The 25,167-nt window shown below is 74.2% G+C and carries 18 protein-coding genes; 3 read left to right on the top strand and 15 right to left on the bottom strand.

The genetic code is table 11. The annotated features are described in order from the left end of the window. Window positions 1-31 precede the first annotated feature (31 nt). The 6 genes from AB0O91_RS29900 to AB0O91_RS29925 all read right to left on the bottom strand — a co-directional run bounded on the left by AB0O91_RS29900 (window position 32) and on the right by AB0O91_RS29925 (window position 7,193). On the bottom strand, window positions 32-1,699 hold the full coding sequence (locus AB0O91_RS29900) for a cation acetate symporter (protein ID WP_363439486.1): 1,668 nt from the start codon (window positions 1,697-1,699) through the stop codon (window positions 32-34). After that, window positions 1,696-2,325 (bottom strand): DUF485 domain-containing protein, encoded by a 630-nt coding sequence (locus tag AB0O91_RS29905; protein WP_363439489.1) that lies wholly within the window; start codon window positions 2,323-2,325, stop codon window positions 1,696-1,698. The genes AB0O91_RS29900 and AB0O91_RS29905 overlap by 4 nt, the downstream gene beginning before the upstream one ends. 127 nt (window positions 2,326-2,452) lie before the next feature. Then, entirely contained in the window at window positions 2,453-3,157 is a 705-nt protein-coding gene (locus AB0O91_RS29910) for a response regulator transcription factor (RefSeq protein WP_363439492.1), read from the bottom strand. A 73-nt stretch (window positions 3,158-3,230) separates the two neighbouring features. Then, the gene (locus AB0O91_RS29915; protein ID WP_363439495.1) at window positions 3,231-4,406 is read right to left on the bottom strand and encodes a histidine kinase; all 1,176 of its coding nucleotides are present in this window, start codon (window positions 4,404-4,406) and stop codon (window positions 3,231-3,233) included. A gap of 32 nt (window positions 4,407-4,438) precedes the next feature. After that, on the bottom strand, window positions 4,439-4,924 hold the full coding sequence (locus AB0O91_RS29920) for a DUF1453 domain-containing protein (protein WP_363439498.1): 486 nt from the start codon (window positions 4,922-4,924) through the stop codon (window positions 4,439-4,441). Between the two features lie 157 nt (window positions 4,925-5,081). After that, a complete protein-coding gene (locus tag AB0O91_RS29925; RefSeq protein WP_363439501.1) occupies window positions 5,082-7,193 on the bottom strand; it encodes a DNA topoisomerase IV subunit B in 2,112 nt (703 codons plus the stop codon). A gap of 538 nt (window positions 7,194-7,731) precedes the next feature. Between AB0O91_RS29925 and AB0O91_RS29930 the strand changes: the two genes are divergently transcribed. Beyond that, a complete protein-coding gene (locus tag AB0O91_RS29930) occupies window positions 7,732-7,965 on the top strand; it encodes a hypothetical protein (RefSeq protein ID WP_363439503.1) in 234 nt (77 codons plus the stop codon). 250 nt (window positions 7,966-8,215) lie between these two features. On the opposite strand, the gene AB0O91_RS29935 is transcribed toward AB0O91_RS29930, so the two are convergent. From AB0O91_RS29935 to AB0O91_RS29970, 8 genes are all read right to left on the bottom strand, one after another. After that, the gene (locus tag AB0O91_RS29935) at window positions 8,216-9,115 is read right to left on the bottom strand and encodes a serine protease (protein WP_363439506.1); all 900 of its coding nucleotides are present in this window, start codon (window positions 9,113-9,115) and stop codon (window positions 8,216-8,218) included. A gap of 216 nt (window positions 9,116-9,331) precedes the next feature. Then, window positions 9,332-10,975 (bottom strand): RNA polymerase sigma factor, encoded by a 1,644-nt coding sequence (locus AB0O91_RS29940; RefSeq protein WP_363439509.1) that lies wholly within the window; start codon window positions 10,973-10,975, stop codon window positions 9,332-9,334. Between the two features lie 496 nt (window positions 10,976-11,471). Beyond that, on the bottom strand, window positions 11,472-12,404 hold the full coding sequence (locus AB0O91_RS29945) for a FadR/GntR family transcriptional regulator (protein ID WP_363439513.1): 933 nt from the start codon (window positions 12,402-12,404) through the stop codon (window positions 11,472-11,474). A gap of 245 nt (window positions 12,405-12,649) precedes the next feature. Beyond that, window positions 12,650-13,555: a hypothetical protein gene (locus AB0O91_RS29950; RefSeq protein ID WP_363439515.1), complete on the bottom strand. Its 906-nt coding sequence runs from the start codon at window positions 13,553-13,555 to the stop codon at window positions 12,650-12,652. Between the two features lie 3 nt (window positions 13,556-13,558). Next, window positions 13,559-15,109 (bottom strand): ATP-binding cassette domain-containing protein, encoded by a 1,551-nt coding sequence (locus tag AB0O91_RS29955; RefSeq protein WP_363439517.1) that lies wholly within the window; start codon window positions 15,107-15,109, stop codon window positions 13,559-13,561. Window positions 15,110-15,253: 144 nt separating this feature from the next. Further along, a complete protein-coding gene (locus tag AB0O91_RS29960) occupies window positions 15,254-15,604 on the bottom strand; it encodes a hypothetical protein (protein WP_363439520.1) in 351 nt (116 codons plus the stop codon). A 196-nt stretch (window positions 15,605-15,800) separates the two neighbouring features. Next, window positions 15,801-16,559 (bottom strand): NUDIX domain-containing protein, encoded by a 759-nt coding sequence (locus AB0O91_RS29965; protein WP_363439523.1) that lies wholly within the window; start codon window positions 16,557-16,559, stop codon window positions 15,801-15,803. A 156-nt stretch (window positions 16,560-16,715) separates the two neighbouring features. Next, the gene (locus AB0O91_RS29970) at window positions 16,716-18,839 is read right to left on the bottom strand and encodes a glycogen debranching N-terminal domain-containing protein (RefSeq protein ID WP_363439597.1); all 2,124 of its coding nucleotides are present in this window, start codon (window positions 18,837-18,839) and stop codon (window positions 16,716-16,718) included. 718 nt (window positions 18,840-19,557) lie between these two features. Between AB0O91_RS29970 and AB0O91_RS29975 the strand changes: the two genes are divergently transcribed. Further along, on the top strand, window positions 19,558-20,871 hold the full coding sequence (locus AB0O91_RS29975) for an alpha/beta fold hydrolase (protein ID WP_363439525.1): 1,314 nt from the start codon (window positions 19,558-19,560) through the stop codon (window positions 20,869-20,871). 31 nt (window positions 20,872-20,902) lie between these two features. Here the strand turns inward: AB0O91_RS29975 and AB0O91_RS29980 are convergent, their stop codons facing one another. Continuing rightward, window positions 20,903-22,393, bottom strand: a complete 1,491-nt coding sequence (locus tag AB0O91_RS29980; protein WP_363439528.1) for a DUF4192 domain-containing protein — start codon at window positions 22,391-22,393, stop codon at window positions 20,903-20,905. A 229-nt stretch (window positions 22,394-22,622) separates the two neighbouring features. On the opposite strand from AB0O91_RS29980, the gene AB0O91_RS29985 reads away from it, so the two are divergent. After that, complete coding sequence (locus AB0O91_RS29985) at window positions 22,623-24,818, top strand: RecQ family ATP-dependent DNA helicase (protein WP_363439531.1); 2,196 nt, start codon at window positions 22,623-22,625, stop codon at window positions 24,816-24,818. Window positions 24,819-25,167: the final 349 nt, after the last annotated feature.

Here is a 25,167-nt window from a genome sequence, read left to right on the forward strand (position 1 = left end):
GAACGCAACGGCCGGGGTCCGACGACGGGCCTCAGGCCGCGCCCGCCCCGGTCAGGGCGCGCACCTCCAGCTCGGCGAAGCGGTCCGCGTCGGCGGGCTCGGGCGAGGTGAGCGTCCCGATCCAGCCGGCCAGGAAGCCCAGCGGGATGGAGACGATCCCGGGGTTCTCCAGCGGGAACCAGTGGAAGTCGACGCCGGGGAACAGCGCCGTCTTGGAGCCGGAGACCACCGACGAGAAGAACACCAGCACGATCGCCGGGACCAGCCCGCCGTACACCGACCAGACCGCGCCCCGGGCGGTGAACCGCGACCAGAACAGGCTGTACAGCAGCACCGGCAGGTTCGAGGAGGCGGCCACCGCGAAGGCCAGGCCGACCAGGAAGGCGACGTTCATCTGCTGGGCGTACAGGCTGATCACGATCGCCGCCGCGCCGATCCCGCCGGCCGCGAACCGGGCGACCACCACCTCCTGCTGCTCGGTCGGCTTCCCGTCGGCCTCCCCGCCGCGACGCGGGCGGGCGCGCCAGGCACCGGCCCAGATGTCGTGGGCGAAGGCGGCGGAGGAGGCCAGGGTCAGCCCGGCGACCACGGCGAGGATGGTGGCGAAGGCGATCGCCGAGATCAGGGCGAACAGCACCACCCCGCCGGTGCTGCCGTTGCCGCCGCCGAGCACCAGGGCGAGCAGCGGAACGGCGGTGTTCCCGGCCGAGTTGGCGTGCCGCACCTCGGCGGAGCCGACCAGCGCGGTGGCCCCCAGGCCGAGTGCGATGGCCATCAGGTAGAAGGCGCCGACCAGTCCGATCGCCCACATCGTGGAGCGCCGGGCGGCCCGGGCGGTGGGCACGGTGTAGAAGCGGGACAGGATGTGCGGCAGGCCCGCGGTGCCGAGCACCAGGGCCAGGCCGAGGCTGAAGAAGTCCAGCCGACTGGTGAAGGTGGCGCCGTACTTGAGCCCGGGTTCGAGGTAGCGCTGCCCGGCGCCGCTGTGCCGGGCGGCCTGGCGCATCAGGTCGAAGAGGTCGCCGTGGAAGCGCATCACCAGCAGCACGGTGAGCAGCACCGAACCCGCGATCAGCAGGAAGGCCTTGACGATCTGGATCCAGGTGGTGGCCCGCATCCCGCCGATGGTGACGTAGACGATCATCAGGGCGCCGACCGCGATGATCGTCCAGGTCCGGGCCTGGGCGCTGTTGGTGCCGAGCAGCAGGGCGACCAGCGAGCCGGCGCCGACCATCTGGGCGACCAGGTAGAGCAGGGTGACCACGACGCTGGCGCCGCCGGCCGCCGCCCGCACCTTGCGGCGGCGCAGCCGCAGTTCGAGCACGTCGGCGAGGGTGTACCGGCCCGCGTTGCGGACGAGTTCGGCGACCAGCATCAGCACGACCAGCCAGGCGACCAGGAAGCCGATGCTGTAGAGCACCCCGTCGTAGCCGTACAGCGCGATCAGTCCGGCGACGCCGAGGAAGGAGGCGGCGGAGAGGTAGTCGCCGGAGAGCGCGAAGCCGTTCTGCAGCGGGGTGAAGTCGCGCCCGCCGGTGTAGAAGTCCTCGGCGCTGCCCTGGCGGCCGACCCAGAGGGTGATGCCCAGGGTGACCAGGACGATGACGGCGAACAGCACGATCGCCAGGCCGTGGTGCTGGCCGGTGGGGGCGACGGGCGGCGGGGTGGCGGTGGTCAGCACGCCGGTGGTGGCCGTCATCGCAGCTGGTCCTGGGTGTCCCAGCGCAGGCCCAGGGCGGCGCGGTCGCGCTTGGTCCGGGCGTTGCGGGCGTAGAGCCAGGTGAGCAGAAAGGTGGAGGCGAACTGCAGCAGGCCGAGTAGCCAGGCCACGTTGAGCGGGCCGACCACCGCGCTGCGCATCACGTCGGGCGCGGCGGCCTGGGCGGCGACGTACAGCAGGAACCAGCCGAGGAAGGCGCCGCTGACCGGGAAGACGAACGCCCGGTAGCTGCGGCGGATGGACTGGAAGGCCGCGCTGGCCTGGACGCTGCGGTAGACCTCGGTGCTGTCGGTGTCGCTCACCGGCGGCACCGGCGCCGGAGCCGCTGCCACGGCCTGCGGCGCGAACTGCGGCACCGGCTGCGGTGCGACGGCCGGGGCGGGCGGGGGCACAGCACGCGGCGGGGCCGGCGGGGCGGCGGGCGCGGGCACCGGCTCGGGACCGGCGGCCGTCCGGGGGGCGGCCGGACGGGTGGGTGCCGGCTGGGCCGGTACGGCCGTTCGGCGGGGCGCGGCGGCCGGCTCGGACGCGGTGGCGGTGGCCGGAGCGGCCCACCAGTCGAATCGCTGTCCCTGGCCGGGACTGCTGGTCTGCTGCTGTGGCACTGCTGCTCCTGGGCCGGGCCGGGCGTTCTGACCCGAACCATCATGGAGGCCCCCGGACACCGTCCCTGACCATCGCAGATACGTTCACTCAATGAGGTGATCGATCATCTGACGGACGCTCATCCGACTACTGCTGCGTACTGGTGATTCCGTGTCGAAAGGCGTACGCGACGGCCTGCGCGCGGTCCCGCACCGCGGTCTTGGCGAACAGGTTGTTGATGTGCGTCTTCACGGTGGCCTGGCTGACGAACAGCCGCTGGGCGATCTCCGCGTTGGAGAGCCCCTCGGCGATCAGCGCGAGCACCTCGGCCTCCCGCACCGTCAACCCGTCCGGCAGCTCCCCGCGCGGTGCGGCGGGCCGCTCCGGGCCCGCCGCACCCGTCGGGGCGGCCTTTCCCGGCGCCTCCGAAAGCCTTTTCAGCAAACGGAGTTGGACCTGTGGCGAGAGCCCCGCCGCTCCGGCGCGGACGTCCGCGATGGCCTTGGCGATCTCCTCGCCGCCGGCGTCCTTGGTGAGGTAGCCGCGCGCCCCGGCCTGCAGCGCCGGGAACAGCGACTCGTCGTCGGCGTAGGTGGTGAGCACCACGACCTCGGTCTCCGGGTGCGCGGCCCGGATCCGCCGGGTCGCCTCGACGCCGTCCACCCGCGGCATCCGCAGATCCATCAGCACCACGTCCGGGTGATGGCGCTCCACCAGGGTGACCGCCTCCTCCCCGTCCGCGGCCGCACCGACCACCTCGATGCCGGGCAGCAGCCCCAGCAGCATCACGATGCCCTCGCGCACCACCGTCTGGTCGTCCGCGACCAGCACCCTGGTGACCGCCGCGCTCATCCGCCCACCCCACTGCGCTCGGCGGCCGCTGTGCGCAACCCGCTTCCCTCGATGATGAGTTCGCCCCGCTCCCTCATGCCGGCACCCGCAGCAACACCCGCCACCCTCCGTCCTCCGGGCCCGCCAGCAGGGTGCCGCCGAGCAGTTCCGCGCGTTCGCGCATCCCCAGCAGACCGTACCCGCTGCCGCTGGCGGCCAGTTCAGCGGCGGACGGCTCACCCGCCGACGGCCCGCGCGGCGCCCGGGTGTTGCGCACCTCCAGCTCCACCGCGTCGTCCAGGTAGCGCAGTTCGACCGAACAGCGGCCGCCCGGCGCGTGCTTGCGCACGTTGGTGACCGCCTCCTGCGCGGTGCGCCGCACCGCCAACCCGGCCTCGGCGGCCAGCGGCCGGGGCGTACCGGTGACGGTGAGCGGGGCCCGCTCCCGCTCGGTCAGCTCCACCAGGAACTCCCCGACCGGGGTGAACTCCCCGCGCAACGCGGACAGCGCCTGCCGGGTCTCGACCAGCCCGTCCTGGGCCATCCGCCGGGCGGCGACGACCCGTTCGCGGATCTGCTCCCGGTCCGTCCCCGCGTCCAGCATCAGCCGGGCCGCCTCCAGGTGGACCAGCTGCGCGGACAGGCTGTGGGCCAGCACGTCGTGGATCTCCCGGGCGATCCTGGCCCGTTCGGCGAGCGCCGCGCTCTCCGCCTCGGCGGCCCGGGCGGCCCGCTCCTGGACCAGTAGCCGGCGGGAGGCGCCGCGCGCCTCGATGTCCAGCCGGAGCAGGAACCCGAGCAGGGTGACCCCGCCGACGGTGGCCCCGATGCTGAGCCAGCTGGCCGTGCTGGCCGCGGCGTACGAGCCCAGCGAGGCCGCCATGGTGAGCAGCGCGGGGGCGGGCGGCAGCCGGACCACGGAGAACACCGCCAGCCCGATCCAGAGCAGGTCGGCGAGGGTGTAGACCTGCCCCCAGACGGCCAGCCAGGCGCCGCCGACGATGGCGGCGGCCAGCAGGTAGGTGGCCACCGGGCGCTGCTCCCGGCTGGCCCGCAGGTACCCCCCGCAGAGTGCCGCGGCGGCGGCCAGCCCGGCCGCCGCCACCGCGATCCCCAGGGCGTCGTACCGGCGGCCGGTGAAGGTCCCCCAGCTGACCACGGCCAGCAGGACGATCCGGCCGAGCACGGTGAGGACCCGCCGCGGCAGGCTCTCGGCCTCCCGCTCCAGCCCCTCCCGGGCCGGCCAGCGGGTCCAGTACCACCCGGACAAGGGGGCCTCCTCGGTGCTCACGGCGGGCGGGGTCAGTACAGGGTCGCGGTCGCCCGCGCGGGCTCCAGCGAACGGGCCCTCCAGTTGACCACGAGCGAGCGGACCAGCAGCAGGACCGCCATGCCGAGCATCAGCGAGCTGCCCGCCTGGTGCACGCCCAGGGCCGAGCCGACCGCGTACAGGCCGATCCGGATGGCGATCATCCCGACCCAGGCGGCCAGGGTGGCCTTGGTGCCCTTGACCATGACGGCACCGTCGGCCGCCCGCCAGATCCGGACGGTCCAGCCCCAGACCGACCCCATCGCGACCACGGCGACCAGCCCGGCGGCGACCAGGGTGACGGACAGCGCGGTGTGCTGGTGGTCGACGATCTGCGGGTCGCGCAGCGCGAGCGCGCCCAGGATCAGCGGGAGCAGCCAGAAGCGGCGCTCGGTGTCCAGGCGCTGGACACGCATCTGGCGGGTGACCACCACGGCCACCACCGCGACGATCACGAGGAGGTTGGCGAGGGAGACCATCGGATTTCTCCGTCCGGGGAGAGGCTTGTTGCTGACCTCTCCGACGCTACGGATCCGGCGTCCCCCGCTGATCGGAGCCGGGGTGGACCCCGGGTGGAACCGGTGGCGCCGGGGGCCTCCACCCACGGGTGGAGGCCCCCGGTCGGTCCGGGCGGGCTCAGGCGTCGATGCGCGAGCGGTCCAGGGTGGCCGCCGAGTCCACGATGAACTCCTTGCGCGGGGCGACGTCGTTGCCCATCAGCAGGTCGAAGATCTTCTCCGCCTGCTCCAGGTCGCCCAGGTTGATCCGGCGCAGGGTGCGGTGGCGCGGGTCCATGGTGGTCTCGGCCAGCTGGTCGGCGTCCATCTCGCCCAGGCCCTTGTAGCGCTGCACCGGCTCCTTCCAGCGCTGCCCCTTGCGCTGGAACTCCAGCAGGGTGGACCGCAGCTCGGCGTCGGAGTAGGTGTAGTGGTACTTCTCCTGGCCGCGCTTGGGGCTGGTGAGCTCGATCCGGTGCAGCGGCGGGACGGCGGCGAAGACCCGGCCCTGCTCGACCATCGGCCGCATGTAGCGGTGGAAGAGGGTCAGCAGCAGGGTGCGGATGTGCGAGCCGTCGACGTCGGCGTCGGCCATGAAGATGACCCGGCCGTAGCGGGCCTGGTCGATGTCGAAGGTACGGCCCGAGCCGGCCCCTATCACCTGGATGATCGCGGCGCACTCGGCGTTCTTGAGCATGTCGCTCACCGAGGCCTTCTGGACGTTGAGGATCTTGCCGCGGATCGGCAGCAGCGCCTGGAACTCGGAGTTGCGGGCGAGCTTGGCGGTGCCGAGCGCGGAGTCCCCCTCGACGATGAACAGTTCGCTGCGGTCGACGTCGTCGCTGCGGCAGTCGGCCAGCTTGGCAGGCAGCGAGCTGGTCTCCAGTGCCGTCTTGCGGCGCTGGGCCTCCTTGTGCTGCCGGGCGGCGACCCGGGTGCGGGCGGCCGCGACGACCTTCTCCAGGACGGCCCGGGCCTGCTGCTTCTGGTCCTTCTTGGCCGAGGTGAGGAAGGCCTTGAGCTCCTTGGCGACGACCGCCGCGACGATCCGGTTGGCCGCCGAGGTGCCGAGCACCTCCTTGGTCTGGCCCTCGAACTGCGGCTCGGCGAGCCGGACGGTGACGACGGCGGTCAGGCCCTCGGTGGCGTCGTCCTTGGTGATGTCGTCCTCGGCGACGCGCAGCAGCTTGCCGGCGCGCAGCGCCTCGTTGACGGTCTTGGCGAGCGAGCGCTCGAAACCGGTGACGTGGGTGCCGCCCTTGGGGGTGGCGATGATGTTGACGAAGGAGCGCAGGGTGGTGTCGTAACCGGTGCCCCAGCGCAGCGCGATGTCCACCCCGAGGTGCCGGGTGACCTCGGTGGGGGTCATGTGGCCGAGGTCGTCCAGGACCGGCACGGTCTCCTTGAAGGTGCCCTCGCCCTGCAGCCGCACCACGTCGCTGACCGGCTTGTCGGGGGCCAGGAACTCGCAGAACTCGGCGATGCCGCCGTCGTAGCGGAAGACCGACTCCTCCACCTGCTCGCTCTCGGTGAGCCGCTCGTCACGCACCACGATGGTCAGGCCGGGGACGAGGAAGGCGGTCTGCCGGGCGCGGCTGTGCAGGTTCTCCAGGGAGAGCTTGGCGTCCTTGAGGAAGATCTGCCGGTCGGCCCAGTAGCGGATCCGGGTGCCGGTGCGGGTCTTGGGCACCTTGCGGGTCCGGGTGGTGCCGTTGGCGGGCTCGAAGGGCGCGTCCGGGCTGGTCTCGGTGAAGATGCCGGGGGTGCCGCGGCGGAAGCTGATCGCGTGGGTGTGGCCGCTGCGGTCGACCTCGACGTCGAGGCGGGCGGAGAGCGCGTTGACCACCGAGGCGCCGACGCCGTGCAGACCGCCGGAGGCCGCGTACGAACCGCCGCCGAACTTGCCGCCCGCGTGCAGCTTGGTCATCACGACCTCGACGCCGGACAACCCGGTCTTGGGCTCGACGTCCACCGGGATGCCGCGGCCGTTGTCGCGGACCTCCACCGAGGAGTCCGGGTGCAGCAGGACCTCGATCCGGTCGCAGTAGCCGCCCAGCGCCTCGTCGACCGAGTTGTCGATGATCTCCCAGAGGCAGTGCATCAGACCGCGGCTGTCGGTGGAGCCGATGTACATGCCGGGGCGCTTGCGGACCGCCTCCAGGCCCTCCAGGACGAGCAGGTGCCGCGCGGTGTAGTTGGAACCGTCGTCGCCGGCCAGCAGCGCGGACGGCACGGTCGTTTCGGCACTCACGCGGCACTCTCCTCGGTGAAGTCTGTCTCATCGGTCACATCCGGACGCATCCGGACCAACCGCCAGTGCAGCACGCCGCACCGACAGTCGTCGCTCTGTGTGCCCGCACCCCTGCGACGGGTGCAGAGCACGGCGGGCCGGTCCCGCGCAGCTTGTACGCGCTGCGCGAACAAGGACCACACCCGGGTGTGGGGCCCGTGGGCGCCATCTCCTCCCGGTACCACCGGTCCTGGCGGATCGTGGGGTCCGGCTCAGGCTCCGGAACTGCCGTTATGCAGGCTACCGGGGCCCGGGACGGGGCTTATGCTCCAACCCGGCAGAGGATTATGCTACGCGGACCTCGAACCCGGTCCCCGATCGGACGTTCGAGCCACGGACGGATCCCGGCGTCGGGCACGCATGAACCACCGGCGCCCGGGGCACGTCCTCATCAACACAGCAGAATCCTCAGAGAAGAAAAGCCACGAGCGGGAACGTTTTCGGCCTGGTTGGATGTTGACCCTGGTACGACAGCTCGTCGAGCTAGAGAAGAGGCGACGTGACTACTGTTCTGACACCTGCGAGCCCGCTCACCGCGGCTGACCGCTGCGACCGCTGCGGCGCCCAGGCCTACCTGCGCGTCGTACTCGCCAGCGGCGGAGAGCTGCTCTTCTGCGCCCACCACGGCCGGAAGTTCGAGCCCGAGCTCAAGAAGATCGCCGTGGAGATACAGGACGAGAGCGGCCGTCTCAGCACCAGCACCACGGCGACGGCCGCCGACGACGAGCGCTGATCACAGGCGCCACCACCAGCAGCCGGCGTCGAGCTGTGTCCGGTCGCGCACCGCGCGTGACCGGGGAGCCGGGTGGTCGACCCCTTCAGGGGCCGACCACCCGGCTCTGCTGTTCCCCCGACGGTTCTCCCGCGTCCACCCGGCCAGGGGCCCTCCCGGGGCCTCTGGGCCGGCGGAAACCGACACATCGTCAGAACCTCACCGGACCCTCACCCACGGCGACGCTCCCGGTGCAGGCGCTCGCGGGGGCTCACAGCACCGAGCGCACCGCGTCCGTGACCGAGGACACCCGGGTGTAGACCCCCGGGTGGGCCGCCTCGGCGCAGCCCGTCCCCCAGGACACCAGGCCCACCAGCCGGCCGGCCACCACCAGCGGGCCGCCGCTGTCCCCCTGGCAGGCGTCCTTGCCGCCCTTCTCCTCCCCCGCGCAGACCATGCCCCGGGCGTCGAACTTGCCGTCCTGCCCACCCGGATAGGCGTGCGCACAGGCCTGGTCCGCGACGATCGACACGTCCACCGCGCGCAGCAACGGCGAGTAGTCGCCCCGCCCGCTGGTGTCGCCCCAGCCGTAGACCCGCGCCGCCGACCCGGCCGCGTACGGCCCGGTCTCGCCCTGGCCGACCAGCTCCAGCACCGGACGGGAACCCTGGGACTCGGCGAGGGTGAGCACCGCGACGTCGTTCATGTTCGCGGCGAAGCTGTAGTCGGGGTGGACCCAGATCCGCTGAACGGCCACCTCGCGACCGGCCGAGCCCCGCATGTCGTCCCGGCCGACGATCACCTTGAGGCCCGGCCGGTCCACCCGCCCCTTGGCCTCGTCGTAGAAGCAGTGCGCCGCCGTGACCACCTTGGTCGGGGTGACCAGCGCGCCGCCGCAGAACTGGCCGGAGCGCCCGCCGCCGAACTGCTGGCGGCTGGCCAGCGCCACGACCCACGGGTGGTCGGAGGTGCTCACCGTGCTGCCCCCGACCACCCGGCGCTGGGCCTCGGCGGGGGCGGCCACGCCGAGGGCCACCAGCGGCACGGGGACGGCGGCGAGCAGCGCCAGCAGGGCGCCCCGCCGCCTGTGACGGCCCGGGCGGGCGACGGCCCGGGCGGCCCGGCACGGGACGGGGTTCGACAGATCGGCTCGGTCCGGGTCGGTCAGCACCGTGACTCCACAAGGCTCGGCAGCAGGCAACCGGCACAGCGTAGGTGATCAACTACGCTGTGCGACCGCTTCCGGGCGTCCCGCCACCCGGACGAGCGACAAGCGCCACCCGGACGCTGACATACCGCCCCCGAACAGCCCGAAGGCCCGGAACCGTGGGGTCCCGGGCCTTCGTCGCGTGCGGTCGCCGGTCGGCCGGGCCGACCGGTCGGTCGATCAGTCCAGGTAGTCGCGCAGGACCTGGGAGCGCGACGGGTGGCGCAGCTTCGACATGGTCTTCGACTCGATCTGGCGGATGCGCTCACGGGTGACCCCGTACACCTTGCCGATCTCGTCGAGGGTCTTCGGCTGACCGTCGGTCAGGCCGAAGCGCATCGAGACCACGCCCGCCTCGCGCTCGGACAGGGTGTCCAGCACGGAGTGCAGCTGCTCCTGGAGCAGGGTGAAGGAGACCGCGTCGGCCGGGACGACCGCCTCGGAGTCCTCGATCAGGTCACCGAACTCGCTGTCGCCGTCCTCGCCCAGCGGGGTGTGCAGCGAGATCGGCTCGCGGCCGTACTTCTGGACCTCGATGACCTTCTCGGGGGTCATGTCGAGTTCCTTGGCCAGCTCCTCCGGGGTGGGCTCGCGGCCCAGGTCCTGGAGCATCTGGCGCTGGACGCGGGCCAGCTTGTTGATGACCTCGACCATGTGCACCGGGATGCGGATGGTGCGGGCCTGGTCGGCCATGGCGCGGGTGATCGCCTGGCGGATCCACCAGGTGGCGTAGGTCGAGAACTTGTAGCCCTTGGTGTAGTCGAACTTCTCGACCGCACGGATCAGACCGAGGTTGCCCTCCTGGATCAGGTCCAGGAACAGCATGCCGCGACCGGTGTAGCGCTTGGCCAGCGAGACCACCAGGCGGAGGTTGGCCTCCAGCAGGTGGTTCTTGGCCCGGCGGCCGTCCTCGGCGATGATCTCCAGCTCGCGCTTGAGCTTGGGGGCGAGCTTGTCGGCGGCCGAGAGCTTGTCCTCGGCGAACAGGCCGGCCTCGATGCGCTTGGCGAGCTCGACCTCCTGCTCGGCGTTGAGCAGCGGGACCTTGCCGATCTGCTTCAGGTAGTCCTTGACCGGGTCGGCGGTGGCGCCGGCGACGGCGACCTGCTGGGCCGGTGCGTCGTCCTCGTCGTCGTCGGAGAGGACGAAGCCCTCCGACTCCTCCTCCGGGCCCGCCTCGGCCTCGGCCTTGTCGCCGGGCAGCGCGACGTCCTCGAGCAGCTCCTCCTCGCCGAGCAGCTCCTCGTCGCCCTTGCCGGACTTGGCGGTGGCGGTCTTCTTGGCGGCGGTCTTCTTGGCGGGCGCGGCCGTCTTCTTGGCGGCGGCCTTCTTGGCCGGCGCGGCGGCCTTCTTCGCCACGGCCTTCACCTCGGTGACGACGGTGGTCGCCTCGACGGTGATGTCGGCGGACACGGTGGGGGCGGGCGCCGCGGCGGCGGCCGCGACGGCCGGAGCCGCGACGGGAGCGCCGGGGGCGATCCGCACGGGCGGCTTGGTCGGGGCCGACGGGGCGGCCGGGGTCCGGGTGGTGACAGCCTTGGTGGCGGTGCGCTTGGTGGGGCTCTTGGCAGCAACGCTCTTGCGCTTGGCGCCGGCCGGTTCGGCCGCGCTGACCATGAGGTCCACCCCCTCCTCAATCAGCACCTGGTTGAGGCTGCGCATGACGTTCTTCCACTTGGTGACCGGGATCTGGTCCGCCTCGAACGCCTGGCGCACGTCGTCACCGGCGATCTGCCCCTGGGCCTTGCCCCGCTCGATGAGCGCCAGCAGAGCCGCGGACTCGGCGATCTCGGGGGGAAGCGAACGGGATGTGCTGGCCGACACGAACAACCTCTCGGACGATGAGTGGACTCGAACCCGTACCGGCCGCCCGAGCGGGCGGGGAAGGAGATCGCGCGTCGGACGCGCGGTGTCGATTCCGACCGACTCGGGCTTGAGGACTGGGTTTGCAGGACGGCAGCAGCGCCGCGGACCAACACAGCATTCTGACATGTTGGAGTATTCCGGAGCTGCTCCCGCTCAGGACACATCGCTGCTACTCGTCAAGTGTTACGCATGGCCTTCGTGTCGCGGGTCACACCGCTCGGCGCCCGCGGCCCGGGGCCGGAATCCATCATCGCGCACTGGCGCCCGTAGTGATTGTCATGGACCGGGCAGTGGATGTCGAGGTGCTCCGCCGACCGCTCCCGCCCCGGGCCCGGTCACCCGGCGGGCGTTCGACGCCACGCAGAGGCCCCCCGGCTGCGCCGCGCGGTGCGGCCGGAGGGCCTCGGAGGAACGGACCGCGCCCGGGGCGCAGCCGCTCGCGATCACAGCCCGCTCAGTGCTCCCGGGGCGCGGGGACGGAGGGCTCCATCTCGGGGTGGACGGTGAGCAGCGCCCGCATGGCGGCCTCGCCCGCCGTGCCGTCGCCGGTGCCCAGCGCGTCCACCAGCCGGGCGTGCAGGCTGACCGAGGACTCGGAGGGGCGCTCGCAGGAGATCGTCGGACCGCCCGAGACCTGCAGCGCGCAGGAGACGATGCCGGACAGGTGCTCCAGCATCCGGTTGCCGGCCATCTGCAGGATCAGGCCGTGCAACTCGGCGTCGGCCCGGGTGTAGGTGGAGAGGTCGGCCTGGGCGGCGGCGTGGCCCATGATCTCGACCAGCTCGACCAGCCGCTGCTGGACGTCCTCCCGGCCGTGGCCGGCCGCGAGCCGGGCGGCCAGCGGCTCGATCGCCCAGCGGAGCTCGAACAGCTCCCGGCGCTGCTCGTCCCGCTGCGGGCCGAAGGCGCGCCACTCGATGATGTCCGGGTCCAGCAGGTTCCAGTCGCCGACCGGGCGGACCCGGGTGCCGACGTTCGGGCGGGCGCTGACCAGGCCCTTGGCCTCCAGCACGCGCAGCGACTCGCGGACGACGGTCCGGGACACCTCGAACCGCTGGCCGATCTCCTCGGGCACGAGCGGACGGTCGGCGCCCAGGTCGCCGGAGACGATCATCTGGCCCAGCTGCTGGACCAGCTGGCCGTGCAGACCGCGACCGCGGCTGCTGGTGGTCTTGCGGCCGACCCGGCCGATGTCGGACTCGGCGCCCTCCCAGCGGGGCGCCGGAGGGGTCGGCCGGTCGGCGTACGAGAAGCGGTCCAGATCGCCGGGACCGTGGATGGGCCCATCGGCGGAACGGGCGGGGGTCATGGTGGGGTGCGCAAGGGTACTCACGCCTCCTTTGTCGGCGATCGGCAGGCGCAGCTTGAGAATTCTCGTGAAAAGCACACGAAAGGGTGATCGACCGTGACTGGATAATTGACTTCTTATCAGGAAGAACCCCGCATTGCGGTCAGTGCTGGTCGATCTTGGTCCTTCGGGGCACGAGCTTCAGCACGTGGGCTTCGGGCGGCCACCCAGGGTACGGGCCCCGGAGTACGGGCCTCGGGGTACGGGCCCGGGGGTACGGGCCCGGGGGTACGGGCCCGGGGGTACGGGCCCGGGCCGGCGGGGGCCCGCGGAACCACGCGCGGCTACAGAGAGCGGCGGCGGGCCTGGACGATCAGGGCTGCGAGCAGGAGCACCGCCGCGGGGGCCGCGACCGCCGTCAGGAGGGCCGGGTCCGTCAGCGCCGCACTCCCGGCCGCCGCCCCACGGGCTCCGCCGTACACCCAGCCGTAGGCCCACTCGATGCCGGACTGGAAGGGCAGCAGCTCCGCCGCCCGGGTCGGCCAGGGGTGCCCGGTCCGCCGCAGCAGGAGGGCGACACCGGACTCCAGCAGCGGCGGCAGCGCGCACAGCAACAGCACTCCGGCTGCGGCGCTGCGGGTCAGCGAGGTGGCCAGCACACCGGTCCAGGCGGCCACCACGGTCAGCAGGACGAAGGCCAACAGCGCGACCGGCACCCCGTGTCCGGACACCAGCGCCAGCGGGGCGAACACTCCCGGCAGGTCGGCCGGTCCGCTCAGCCCGACGGCGCCCAGCACCGCGGAGGCCCGGTCGGACAGCGCGCCGGGATCCGTCCAGCTCGCCACCGTCACCCCGCCCGGCAGCGCGAGGTGCACCGCGACCGTGTCGATCACCAGGGTGGCCAGTGCCAGCAGCGCCGCCACCGGGGCGACCACCACCAACTTGGCCAGCAGCAGCCGCACCCGGCGCGCGTACCCCACCTGCGAGGCCGCCAGCCCCGGATGGCGGACCTCGTGCCCGTACGCGAGCGCGCCCAGCACCCCGGCGCCGAGCGCCGCGAACGGCAGCGGGATCAGCGGGACGGTGGCGGTCAGCAGCCGCACCCCGGCCGGGCCGGCCAGCGGACCGTTCGGGGCCTGACTCGCCAGGACGGCGGCCACAACGGCGTCGCAGAGCAGGACCGCGGCGAGCAGCAACCAGGTGGAACGCAGGCCGCGCAGGCGGCGCAGCTCGTAGGCCAGGACACGCACGGTTCACTCGCTCCGGTGGTCGTCGGGGGTGGCGGGGGCCTTGCCGGTGGTGATCCGGCCGAGGCGGACGGTGTCGTCGGTGAGCAGGTCGGCGGCGCTCGTGCGGCGACGCGTGGGCTCGGTCCGGGTGCCGAGCGCCTCGGCGCGGACGCTCTCGCCGCAGGGCGGCTCGGCGTGAACCGGCTCCGTGCGGAGGGACTCGGCCTGACGTGACTCGGCCTGGAGCGACTCCGCCGGGAGGGGCCGGGCGACCGGGGTGAGGCGGGTGGCGGCGGGCGCCGGCTGGTCGCGGAAGAGCCGGTCGACGACGACCGCGGGGGTGACGGGGTCCGCCGGCGGGGCGGCGGCCGCGGCGAGGACGGGCTGGGCGGCCACCACGGCGGCGACGGGCAGGGCGCGGGCGCCGCGCGGCGTGTCGACGTGGGGCTCGCGGGAGCGGTCTTCCGTGGCGGGCTCGGGGACGGTGGGTTCACGGAGCGGGTGCTCGGGCGCCGGCACGGGGGCGGGAGCGGTGGACTGGTGGTCCGGGGAGATGCCCGGCCGGTCGGCCTCCGGCGCCGATCCCTCGGCCGGCTTCCGGACCGGGTCGGCTTCCGGCTCCGGCTCCGGCTCCGGCTCCGGCTGGAGGCGGAGGTGACCGGAGCGTCCGGAGGCGACCGGCAGGGCGGTGCGGGGCACCGGCTGTTCGACCACCCGGTCGGCCAGCTCGTGCAGCAGGATCCCGTGCCGGTAGGCGAGTTCACCGATCTCGGTGCGGTCGATGCCCGCCACCGCGAGTCCCGCGCCGCCGTCCCGGCGGACCTCGGCCCCCTGACCGACCAGCAGGTCGGCCAGGCGCGCCATCTGCGGTCCGCGGACGGCCACTTCGGGGCTGAGCCTGGTCCGGCAGAACTCCGCGACCGGTTGGTCGGCCATCATGCGGCCGCGGTCCAGGGTGACCACCCGGTCCGCGAGCTGCCCGGCCTCCTGCGGGGTCCGGGTGGTCACCAGCACCGTTCCGCCCGCGACGGCGAAGGAGCGCAGGAAGGAGTGGAACCACTCGACGTTGCGCGGGGACAGACCCTCGGTCGGCGCGTCCAGCAGCAGCGTCCCGGGATCGCCGAGCAGGGCGGCGGCCAACGAGAGCCGGCGGTGCATGCCCGGCGAGAAGGTGCGCAGCCGCTGCCCGGCCACGGCGGCCAGCCGGGTCTGTTCCAGCAGTTCGTCGGCGCGGCGGGCCGGGACGCCGACGGCCGCCGCCAGCATGCGCAGGTGGCCGCGGGCCTTGCGCCCCGGGTTCCCGGCCACCGCGGCGGCGCCCTCCCCCGGCCCGGGCAGCAGCACGCCGATCTCGCGCTCGGGGCGGCGGATCCGGCGGTAGGGGCGACCGTCGAAGAGCGTGATGCCCTGGCCGCGTTCGAGTTCGAGCATCAGCCGCAGTGCGGTGGACTTCCCGGCGCCCTCGTCACCGAGCAGTACGGTCACCATCCCGGGCCGGGCGTCGAAGGTCAGATCGAGGAGCGCCGGTGGGGCGCCCTTGCGATGGACCTTGGTCAGTCCGGTGATCTGGATCATCGCTGGCTGCTCCCATGCCCTCGGCCGACCTGCTCGACGCCAGCACATTAGGGGCCGGCACCGCCGATTCCGGGCATTACCGAACCGCCACGGGCCCACCGCCCGCCCGCCTCACCCGATCAGGGGACAATCCGATCCTGCGATTCACGGCCGCGGGCGTCCCGGCGGCGTGCCTTCGGCACCGGCCTCCCGGCCGTCGCCCGACGACCCGGCCGTCAGGAGTTCCGCGGCTCCCGGTGGGAGCGGGTGGCCGACGCACTCGCTCCGGAACTCCTCGACGGCGGCCTCACCCGCCGCGATGAGTTCCGCCAACCGCTCCCGCTCGGCGCTCAGCCTCTCCTGCACGGAAGCGATCGACTCCGGATCCGCGTGCGCGGCCGTCAGGGCGGCCAACTGGTCCTCGCTGCCGTCGGTGGTCGTGGCGAGGCTCCTGATCTCCGCCACGAGCCTCTCGATGGCGGTTCGCCGGTCGGCGCAGTCCTTGCTGACGGCCATCACGGGACTCCCGGGTCCGAAGGCCTCCGGCCCGGTGGCCGGAGCGTCCACCGTCACTGTGCGCCGGTGCCCCCGGGCCGGCCTCCCGGGCCGGGCCGTTCGGCGGCCGCAGGCGGGGCGGGTGGGGACGGGTGAGAGCGGGTGGGAGGTGGCGCGGGGCGGTTCCGGGGCTCGCGGCGGTCAGGATCCGCAGCGGTCAGGATTCGGGGCGGAGCATGGGCGGGTTGAGGACGGGGGCGCCGCCGGCGGTGAAGAGCTGGGCCGGGCGCCCGCCCTGACGGGTGGTGGTGCCGCCGGAGGGGAGGAGGAAGCCGGGCGTGCCGGTGACCTTGCGGTGGAAGTTGCGCGGGTCCAGCACGACGCCCCAGACGGCCTCGTAGACCCGGCGCAGCTCGCCCACGGTGAACTCGGTCGGGCAGAAGGCGGTCGCCAGGGAGGAGTACTCGATCTTGGACCGGGCGCGCTCCACGCCGTCGGCGAGGATCAGGCCGTGGTCGAAGGCCAGCGGCACCCCGTCGACCGGGTCCTCGCCGAGCAGTTCGCCGACCGGGGCCCAGCGGGCGCTGCTGGCGTCGCCGCCGGCCCGGGGGGTCGGGAGGTCAGGGGCCAGCACCAGGTAGGCGACGCTGACCACCCGCATCCGGGGATCCCGCTGCGGGTGACCGTAGGTGGCGAGCTGCTCCAGGTGGGCACCGGCCGCACCGGGGCCGACCGCCTCGTGGCCGGGGGCGGAGTGGGCGCGCAGCCCGGTCTCTTCGGCCAGCTCCCGGGAGGCCGCCTCGGCCAGGCCCTCGTCCGGTCGGACGAAGCCGCCGGGCAGCGCCCAGTACCCCTGGTAGGGGGGCTCCCCTCGTCTGACCAGCAGGGCGCACAGCGAGTGGTCGCGCACCGTCAGAACCACCAGGTCAACCGTGACAGCGAAGGGGGGGAAGGCCGACGGATCGTAGCGCGACATGGCGACGATCATAGTCGTCTCTCTGACGATAAGCACAGGCCCGCACACGGAGCGCGCACATCGGTCACGGCCGGCCCGGACGCCGACCGGCCCGCCGACGGTCGGCGCGGGCAGGACGGCGGTCCGGTGACGGCGGGGTGCGGGCCCGGCCCGGTGTCAGCGGGCGACCAGTTGCAGGTCCGCGGAGGCCTCCTCGACCATCGCCACCCCGATCCGGCTCACCCGGACCGAGAAGGGCTCGCCCGCCACCCGCAGACCGGTCAGTTCGAGTTCGCCGAGCGGGGCGGTGCTGGCCGGGCGGACCAGGACGCGACCGCCCGGGACGTCCGGCCGGACTCCGGCGAGTGCGAACACCGCGTGAACGGCTCCGGCCGCGGAGACCGCCGCCGGACGGCAGGCCGCGGGGTGCGGCACCGGTGGACTGCCGGGGATGCGCTGCTCCCCGGCGTACATCTCCGGCAGTCGGCCCTCGAAGTGGGTGGACGCGGCGAGCAGCCCCTCCAGCAGGGCCCGGGCCTCGTTCTCGTGGCCGGCCTCGGCCAGCCCGGCGATCGCCAGCGCGGTCTCGTGGATCCGCACCGCGCCGCCGCGGTGGCCCAGTGGGTTGAAGCGCGGGGACTTGGCGCTGAGGGTTCGCAGACCCCAGCCGCTGTCCAGCTCCGGCGCGACCAGGCGCTGGGCGAACAGCCTGGTCTGTTCGCGGTCCAGCAGGCTCTCGTGCCGGCCGCCGTCGGCGGCGAGCCCGGTGTCGAGCAGGTGCACCAGGGAGGAGGCGAGGGCGGGCAGCGGCTGGCCGCCCGGGGCCAGCCCGGCGGCGGGGCGGCCGCCGGAGAGGTCGTCGATCCAGAACCGCTCGCGGAAACGCCCCCGCAGTCCGGCGGCCCAGCTCCGCCACTCCCCCGCCCCCGGCCTGCCGAAGGCCTCCAGCAGCTCGGCCCCGTGCAGGGCGGCACGGTGGGCCTGCGCCTGGACCTCCGCGCGGGCGGCGACCGGTTGGGCGGCCCGGTCCTCCACCGGACGACTGAGGTCGGTGACGAAGCCGTCGACCGAACCCTCCCGCAGGGCCGCCAGGGCCCGCTCGGCGGCCGGGAGCAGTTCGGCGACCTCGGCCCGGGGCAGGCCCCAGCGCCACGCCTCGGCCAGCACGGTGACGAACAGCAGGGTGGCCTCGGTGGCCGTGCAGGTGGGCGGCAGCTCGGGGCCGCCGTGCCGCAGCGCGCCGGGCAGCAGCCCCTCGGTACGGCCGGGGGCGGGGGTGAGCTGCTGGCGGCGGGCCAGCGCACGCAGGGTGCCGGCGGCGAGCCGGGTGCCAAGCGGGAGGGTCAACCGGGCGGCCCACAGCGCGTCGGCCGGGGCCAGACCGAAGCGCCAGGGCGCGCCGGAGGCCGGATAGAGGTCGGTCGGCCGGTCCGGGTCGGCGAACAGCAGCCCGCCAAGGGCGTCCAGGGAGCGGTCGACCAGCAGAGCGGCCCGCGGGTCGTCGCTGCGCACCTCGGGTTCGGCCCAGGGCAACGGGACGCCCGTGCCGCGCCCACCGGGCGGCCGCGGGCCGCCGGCCGCGCTCTCCAGTTCGGCGCGCAGCTCGACCGACCAGCGGGCGCCGGGCTGGACCTCCAAGTCCCAGCGGAGCACTCCGGCCCCGGCCAACACGGCGTGCGGGGACGGCTTGGCGCTGGCCACGGCACTGTGCAGCGGGCCGGACCAGCGCAGCCCGGCGGACTGCACCTGGCCGGGCAGGTCAGGCGGGCGGTGCCCGGCGGCGATCTCGGCGACCGGACCGAGGTCGGTACCGAGCGCGATCTCCAGCGGCAACCGGGCGGGCCGGGACCCGGTGTTGCGGACGGTGACCGTCTCCACGCCGTCGGCGTGCCGCAGCCGCTCGACGGTCAGCGCCGGATCCGGGTCGAGGTCACCGGGCAGACGGACCGCGCCGAGGAAACGGGCCTGGGCGGCGCTGGTCAGGGTGCCCTGGAGCGGCAGCGGCTCCATGCCGCCCAGTCGCAGCTCCATCCGGGCCAGCACCCGGACGCCGTTGCGGTAGAAGCCGTGCAGGCCGTGACCGCGCAGCTGGCCGTCCGGGCCGGACGCGGCCATCGCGGGGGCGTTGACACAGAGCAGCGCGTGGTGGACGGCCGGAGGCTGCGGACGCGGCGGGGGCGCCGGCCGTCCGGGGCCGGTCGGTGCGCCTGCGGGCCCGGCCGCCGGGGCCTGGTCGGACCGGCCCGCCGGTCTGGGCGCGCCGACCACGCTCTCGGCCGGCATGGCCTGTAGTGGCCTCATGGCGGTCACCGGACTCTCCTCCCCTCGGCGGTCCGGTGGCCGATCAGGCCGGTGGGCCGCGAACATGCTCGATCGCGTGCTGATGGTGCCGGGCCGGCGGGGTCTCACCCGCCGGCAGGTGTGCCGTGTCCGGCCGTACCCGGCGCCGGGTCGTGCCGTGCGGTGCGCGGTACCGGGCCGGTACCGCCACGCCGTGCCGTCCCCGTCGGACACGTCATGGTGCCCGGCCCACCGTCAGGTCCGGTACCCCGGGCCGCCGGTGACGCCTCGCCCGTGGCACCCGACCGCCGTGGCGGCCACCGGACGGCCGACCCGTCGTACCGGCGGGCCCGCCGCCCCGCCGGATGGCCGCCGCCCGGAACCGGGCCGCGGCCGGGCGCCGAGCGGACACAGGGCCCCCGGGGTGAACGCCGAGCACCGCCGCCAGGTCACGCCCGCCGTCCCCACAGCCGGTCGCACCAGGGCCGCCGAGCGGTCGCACCGTCTCCGTCGGGCCGTCACGGACGGCTCCGCCAGGGCTCCGCTGCCACCCAGCGCCCGGACCCGGCACCGGTCGGACCGGGGCCCGTCGCGACCGCGGGGCCGGTTGGGTGGACAGGGGCGGTCGAACCGGTGCTCGACCGCCGTCAGGATACGGTGCGGGGGTCGCGGCGCCCGTACCCGGTGACCCCGTGAACCGCGACGCAACCGCTGTGACCAGCAGAGACCGAGGAGTTGCATGTCCACCGTCAGCCGGCTGCCCGGGATTGTCACGACCGACCACGTCTTCCAGGTCCCGCTCGACCATGCCGCCCCGGACGGCGAACAGATCGAGGTGTACGCCCGTGAGGTGGTGGCCTCCGGCCGCGAGCGGGACGAGCTGCCCTGGCTGCTCTTCCTCCAGGGCGGGCCCGGTGGCAAGGCCCCCCGCCCGCTCGGCCGGGACGCCTGGCTGGAGCGCGCCCTGGACGACTACCGGGTGCTGCTGCTCGACCAGCGCGGCACCGGACGGTCCACGCCCGCCACCCGGCAGACCCTCGCCCGGCGCGGCGGACCGCAGCAGCAGGCGGACTACCTGGCCAACTTCCGTGCGGACTCGATCGTCCGGGACGCCGAACTGATCCGCCACCGGCTGCTCGGCGCCGACCGCCGCTGGAGCGTGCTCGGCCAGAGCTTCGGCGGCTTCTGCACCCTCACCTACCTCTCCTTCGCCCCCGAGGGCCTGACCGAGGCCTTCATCACCGGCGGCCTCTCCGGCCTGGGCAGCTCGGCCGACGACGTGTACCGCGCCGCCTACCCGCGCGTCGTCCGCAAGAACGAGGACCACTACGCCCGCTTCCCTCAGGACGTCGAGGCCGTGCGGCGGATCGCCGCCCACCTCGCGGAGTCCCCCGCCGCCCTGCCCGACGGCGGGCAGCTCACCGTCGAGGCCTTCCAGGTGCTCGGGATGTTGCTCGGCGGCGGCAGCGGCTCCGGGACGCTGCACTACCTGCTGGAAGAGGCCTGGGTCGAGGGCCCGGCCGGTGCCGAACTCTCCGACGCCTTCCTGGCCGACGTGCAGGCCCAGCTCTCCTTCGCCCCGGGACCGCTCTACGCCGTGCTGCACGAGTCGATCTACGGCCAGCGGTCGGTGGAGCGGGGCGGCACGGCCTGGTCCGCCGAGCGGGTCCGCAAGGAGTTCCCGCAGTTCGACGCCCGGGCGGCGCTGGAGTCCGGCGCCCCGGTGCTGTTCACCGGGGAGATGATCTACTCCTGGATGTTCGAGACCGACCCGGCGCTGCGCCCGCTGAAGGAGACCGCGGACCTGCTCGCCGCCCGCACCGACTGGCCCGACCTCTACGACCCGGCGCGGCTGGCCGCCAACACCGTGCCCGTCGTGGCCGCCGTCTACCACGACGACATGTACGTGGACACGGCCGACTCGCTGGAGACCGCGCGCGCGGTACGCGGTCTGCGGGCCTGGATCACCAACGAGTGGGAGCACGACGGCGTGCGGGTGAGCGGCGGCAAGGTCCTGGACCGGCTGATCAGGATGGCCCACGGCGAGGTGTAGCGGCCGTCCGGCCGGTGGGGCGGCGAGTGGGTCAGTGCGCACCGCGGACTCCCCTCGTCGCCCGGCGGATGCCCCGGCACCGGTGGAGCCCGGCACCGAAGCGGACCGCGGCCACCGGGGTACCGGCCCCCGCCCGGCCGAGCCGAACACCCCGAGCGGGCCCGCTTCCGGCTGCCGGGCCGCTCCCGGAGGCCGGGAGCACGGCCACCGGGCCGGGGCCGCTCGCATCCCGCCCCGGCTCACCGGAGCGCCCGGGAGCGTCGGGACCGCGATCGGTCGGGGCCGACCCCGCGGGCGCACCCTTCCGCCGGCCGCCCCGCCGCCGTCGGCGCGCGCCACCCGGGGCCCGGGCGGGCCCGGGGGGCGGCTGCTGCCCACCGTCGGCCGCAGGACCGGACGCGGCGGGCTCGGGCCCGTCCTGCGCCCCGGCCGCACGTGCCTCGCGCCGCCTCCGCTGGGCCTCGACGGCCGCCAGCAGCGCCTCGGGCGTCATGCCGTCGTTCATCGACTCGTACAGCAGCTCGGCCAGCAGGTAACTCGGGGAGAGCCGCAGGACGTGGCCGAGCACCACCCGCGCCGTGGCCGTGTCCCCGGCGACCCAGGAGGCCCAGGCCAGCAGGGTGAGCGGGGCCACCGCACAGTCCTCGTACGGCGGGACGGCGCGCCGGGCGAGGAAGCGCCAGAGCCGCTCGGCGGGGGCGAGCTCGGCGGACCGGACGTACTCGACGCCGCGGTCCCTGATGAGGCGGTCCCGCAGGGCGAACAGCAGCCGGGCCGTCCGGTCCTCGTCGAGCTCCCGGGCACCGGCCGCGAACTCGGCGAAGGCCTGCTCCAGCAGTGCGAGGCCCGGGCCCCTGGGGGCGTCCGCCGCCTGCGGCTCCGCACGGACGAGCGCCTCGCACTGCGCGGTGGACCCCGGCGGGCCGATCGGGGCCAGCCCGGCGACGATCGCCTTCCGGCTACCGCGCGGCACCAGGCCGGCCACCGTCGCGGCGGCGGCCGCCGGGCCCGGGTCGGGCCCGCGCCGCACCGGGTTGCCCGCCGGGTCGCAGCACCCCTCCCGGCGGCAGAGGAAGGACCACCAGCGGTCGTCCGAGACGCACAGCGACTCCTTGACGGCCACCCCCCGGCGCGCGAAGGCCGCACGCAGTTGGTCGGCCAGCGGACGCAGGCCCTCCACCGGGGGCGGGGCGTGCGCCGTGACCTGATCCCGGCAGAGGTAGAGGAGCACTTCGAGCGGCCGACCGCCGTGCCGCTCGGAGAGGGCGACCAGCAACCCGGCCGTCTCCTCCGCCGCGGCGGGCCACTCGGCGGGCGAGACCGGGAGGTCCGCCCGGATGACCCCGCCCTGGTGCAGGTCGGGGCCCTGGAGGCCGACCGCGACGATGCTGTCGTCGGGGTAGAACCCCAGGAAGTAGGGCAACAGTTCGGCCATGTCGGCCGGACCGCGCATGACGACCGGCCGCTGTGTGGAAGCCGGGCCGAGGGACAGGGTGACGTGTTCGTTGTTCATCGCGTTCATGGCCGCAAGAGTGCGCGCTGTCCGACAGCGGCCCCGGAATTTTCTTTTTTCCTGTGGATAACTCGGCCTCCGAATTTTCCTTCACTCATTCGCAGCACGCTCCGCCCACTCCGGAGAGTGAATTTCGAGAGCCGTTCAACGGACCACCAGATGAAATACACCCGGTCTTCCGCTCCGTCCGCGTGCCCCCATTCGCCGCCTGTCGGTGCCATGGGGTTACATCGACGCCATGCAGCAGCCCGACATCCACACCACCGAAACCGCCGACCGCGCCGAGGTCCGGGCGCGGGCCGAGGCCGTCCTGCGCGAGCTGGCCGGCCCCACCGCCAGCCTGCGCGAGGACCAGTGGACGGCCATCGAAGCCCTCGTGGTCGACCACCGCCGCGCACTGGTCGTCCAGCGCACCGGCTGGGGGAAGTCCGCGGTCTACTTCATCGCCACCGCGCTGCTCCGCGCCCGCGGCGCCGGGCCCACGGTGATCGTCTCCCCGCTGCTCGCCCTGATGCGCAACCAGGTCGAGTCGGCGGCCCGGGCCGGCATCCACGCCCGGACCATCAACTCGGCCAACACCGAGGAGTGGGACGGCATCCAGGCCGAGGTCGCCGCCGGGAAGGTCGACATCCTGCTGGTCAGCCCCGAGCGGCTGAACAACCCGGACTTCCGCGACCAGGTGCTGCCGAAGCTGGCCGCCTCCACCGGCCTGCTGGTGGTCGACGAGGCCCACTGCATCTCCGACTGGGGCCACGACTTCCGCCCGGACTACCGCCGGCTGCGCACCATGCTCGCCGACCTGTCCCCCGGCGTCCCGGTGCTGGCCACCACCGCGACCGCCAACGCCCGGGTCACCGCGGACGTCGCCGAGCAGCTCGGTACCGGCACCACCGACGAGCGCGCCCTGGTGCTGCGCGGTCCGCTCGACCGGGAGAGCCTCACCCTGGGCGTGCTCGCCCTGCCCGATCCCGCGCACCGGCTCGCGTGGCTGGCGGACCACCTCGACCGGCTCCCCGGCTCCGGCATCGTCTACACCCTGACGGTGGCCGCCGCCGAGGAGGTGACGGCCTTCCTGCGCGAGCGCGGCTTCCCGGTGGCCTCCTACTCCGGCCGCACCGAGGACGCCGAGCGCCGCACCGCCGAGGCCGACCTGCTGGCCAACCGGGTCAAGGCACTGGTCGCCACCTCCGCGCTCGGCATGGGCTTCGACAAGCCCGACCTCGGCTTCGTCGTCCACCTGGGCTCGCCCAGCTCGCCGATCGCCTACTACCAGCAGGTCGGCCGTGCCGGGCGCGGGGTGGACCGGGCCGAGGTGCTGCTGCTGCCCGGGCGCGAGGACGAGGCGATCTGGCGCTACTTCGCCTCGCTCGCCTTCCCGCCGGAGGAGCAGGTGCGGCGCACCATCGACGCGCTGGCCGAGGCCGGTCGGCCGCTCTCCACCGCCGCCCTGGAGCCCCGGGTGGACCTGCGCCGGGCCCGGCTGGAGACCATGCTCAAGGTGCTGGACGTGGACGGCGCCGTCCGCCGGGTCAAGGGCGGCTGGACGGCCACCGGGCAGAGCTGGGAGTACGACACCGCCCGCTACGCCAAGGTCGCCGCCTCCCGGGAGGCGGAACAGCGGGCGATGCGCGACTATGCGGCGGGCACCGGCTGCCGGATGGAGTTCCTGCGCCGCCAGCTGGACGACGAGGCGGCCGTGCCGTGCGGGCGGTGCGACAACTGCGCGGGGCCGCTGCACACCCCGGAGGTCACCGCCGAGACGCTGGCCGCGGCCCGGGCCGCGCTCGGCCGGCCCGGGGTGAGCTTCGAGCCGCGCCGGCTCTGGCCGACCGGGATGGAGGCGCTCGGGGTGCCGCTGAAGGGCCGGATCCCGGCGGGTGAACAGGCGGAGAGCGGTCGGGCGCTCGGCCGGTTGTCCGACATCGGCTGGGGAAACCGGCTGCGCGCCCTGCTCGCCGAACAGGCACCGGACGTCCCGGTGCCCGGCGAGGCGGTGGACGCGCTGGTCGCCGTGCTGGCCGACTGGGCGCGCGGCCCGGGCGGCTGGGCCGGGCCGGCCACCGCGGAGGGCACCCGGCTGGAGCGGCCGGTGGGCGTGGTGACCATGGCCTCCTCGGCCCGCCCCCAACTGGTGGGCAGCCTCGGCGCGCGGATCGCCGAGATCGGGCGGCTGCCGCTGCTCGGCCGGATCGAGTACGCCGGCGGGCTGCCCCCGCGCGGGGCCCGCAGCAACAGCGCGCAGCGGCTCCACTCGCTGGCCGGGGCACTCGTCCTGCCGCCGGAGCTGGAGCAGGCGGTGGCGGCCGCGGGCGGGCCGGTGCTGCTGGTGGACGACCTCGTGGACTCGGGGTGGACGGTCACCGTGGCAGCCCGGCTGCTGCGCCGGGCCGGCGCCGGCGCGGTGCTGCCACTGGTCCTGGCCGTGCAGGGGTGAACCGACGGCGGGCGACCGCCGCCCACGGGACGGCCTTCACTCGAATGGCCTAACGGAAAGGAGCTCGTAGCGCGATTTCGATCACACCGGAGACCCGACCCGGGAAAGGAGTGCCGACCATGTCGACGACGGTTCGCGATGCTCTTCACGCAGTGTGGATCAAGCGCGGGCGGCACCTGAACCTCGCTCGGGCCACCGTGGAACATATCCGGCAGAACATGGGCTATCGGATGGCGTTCATCATTTCATCGTTGCCGCTCCGGCCCGGTTGCCCCGAGAATTGGGAGGTACCCGAAACCCGGTCCGCTGGACCCGCCCTCCGGCGTACCCAGGCACCCGCCTGCCCACG

The sequence above is a fragment of the Kitasatospora sp. NPDC089797 genome (genome assembly GCF_040684795.1).
Taxonomy (GTDB): domain Bacteria; phylum Actinomycetota; class Actinomycetes; order Streptomycetales; family Streptomycetaceae; genus Kitasatospora.

Bases quoted from the DNA above. Each gene is read 5' to 3' on its own strand.
- AB0O91_RS29900 (WP_363439486.1), bottom strand. From the start codon at position 1,699: ATGACGGCCACCACCGGCGTGCTGACCACCGCCACCCCGCCGCCCGTC.
- AB0O91_RS29910 (WP_363439492.1), bottom strand. From the start codon at position 3,157: ATGAGCGCGGCGGTCACCAGGGTGCTGGTCGCGGACGACCAGACGGTG.
- AB0O91_RS29920 (WP_363439498.1), bottom strand. From the start codon at position 4,924: ATGGTCTCCCTCGCCAACCTCCTCGTGATCGTCGCGGTGGTGGCCGTG.
- AB0O91_RS29955 (WP_363439517.1), bottom strand. From the start codon at position 15,109: ATGATCCAGATCACCGGACTGACCAAGGTCCATCGCAAGGGCGCCCCA.
- AB0O91_RS29960 (WP_363439520.1), bottom strand. From the start codon at position 15,604: ATGGCCGTCAGCAAGGACTGCGCCGACCGGCGAACCGCCATCGAGAGG.
- AB0O91_RS29965 (WP_363439523.1), bottom strand. From the start codon at position 16,559: ATGTCGCGCTACGATCCGTCGGCCTTCCCCCCCTTCGCTGTCACGGTT.
- AB0O91_RS29970 (WP_363439597.1), bottom strand. From the start codon at position 18,839: ATGAGGCCACTACAGGCCATGCCGGCCGAGAGCGTGGTCGGCGCGCCC.
- AB0O91_RS29975 (WP_363439525.1), top strand. From the start codon at position 19,558: ATGTCCACCGTCAGCCGGCTGCCCGGGATTGTCACGACCGACCACGTC.
- AB0O91_RS29980 (WP_363439528.1), bottom strand. From the start codon at position 22,393: ATGAACGCGATGAACAACGAACACGTCACCCTGTCCCTCGGCCCGGCT.
- AB0O91_RS29985 (WP_363439531.1), top strand. From the start codon at position 22,623: ATGCAGCAGCCCGACATCCACACCACCGAAACCGCCGACCGCGCCGAG.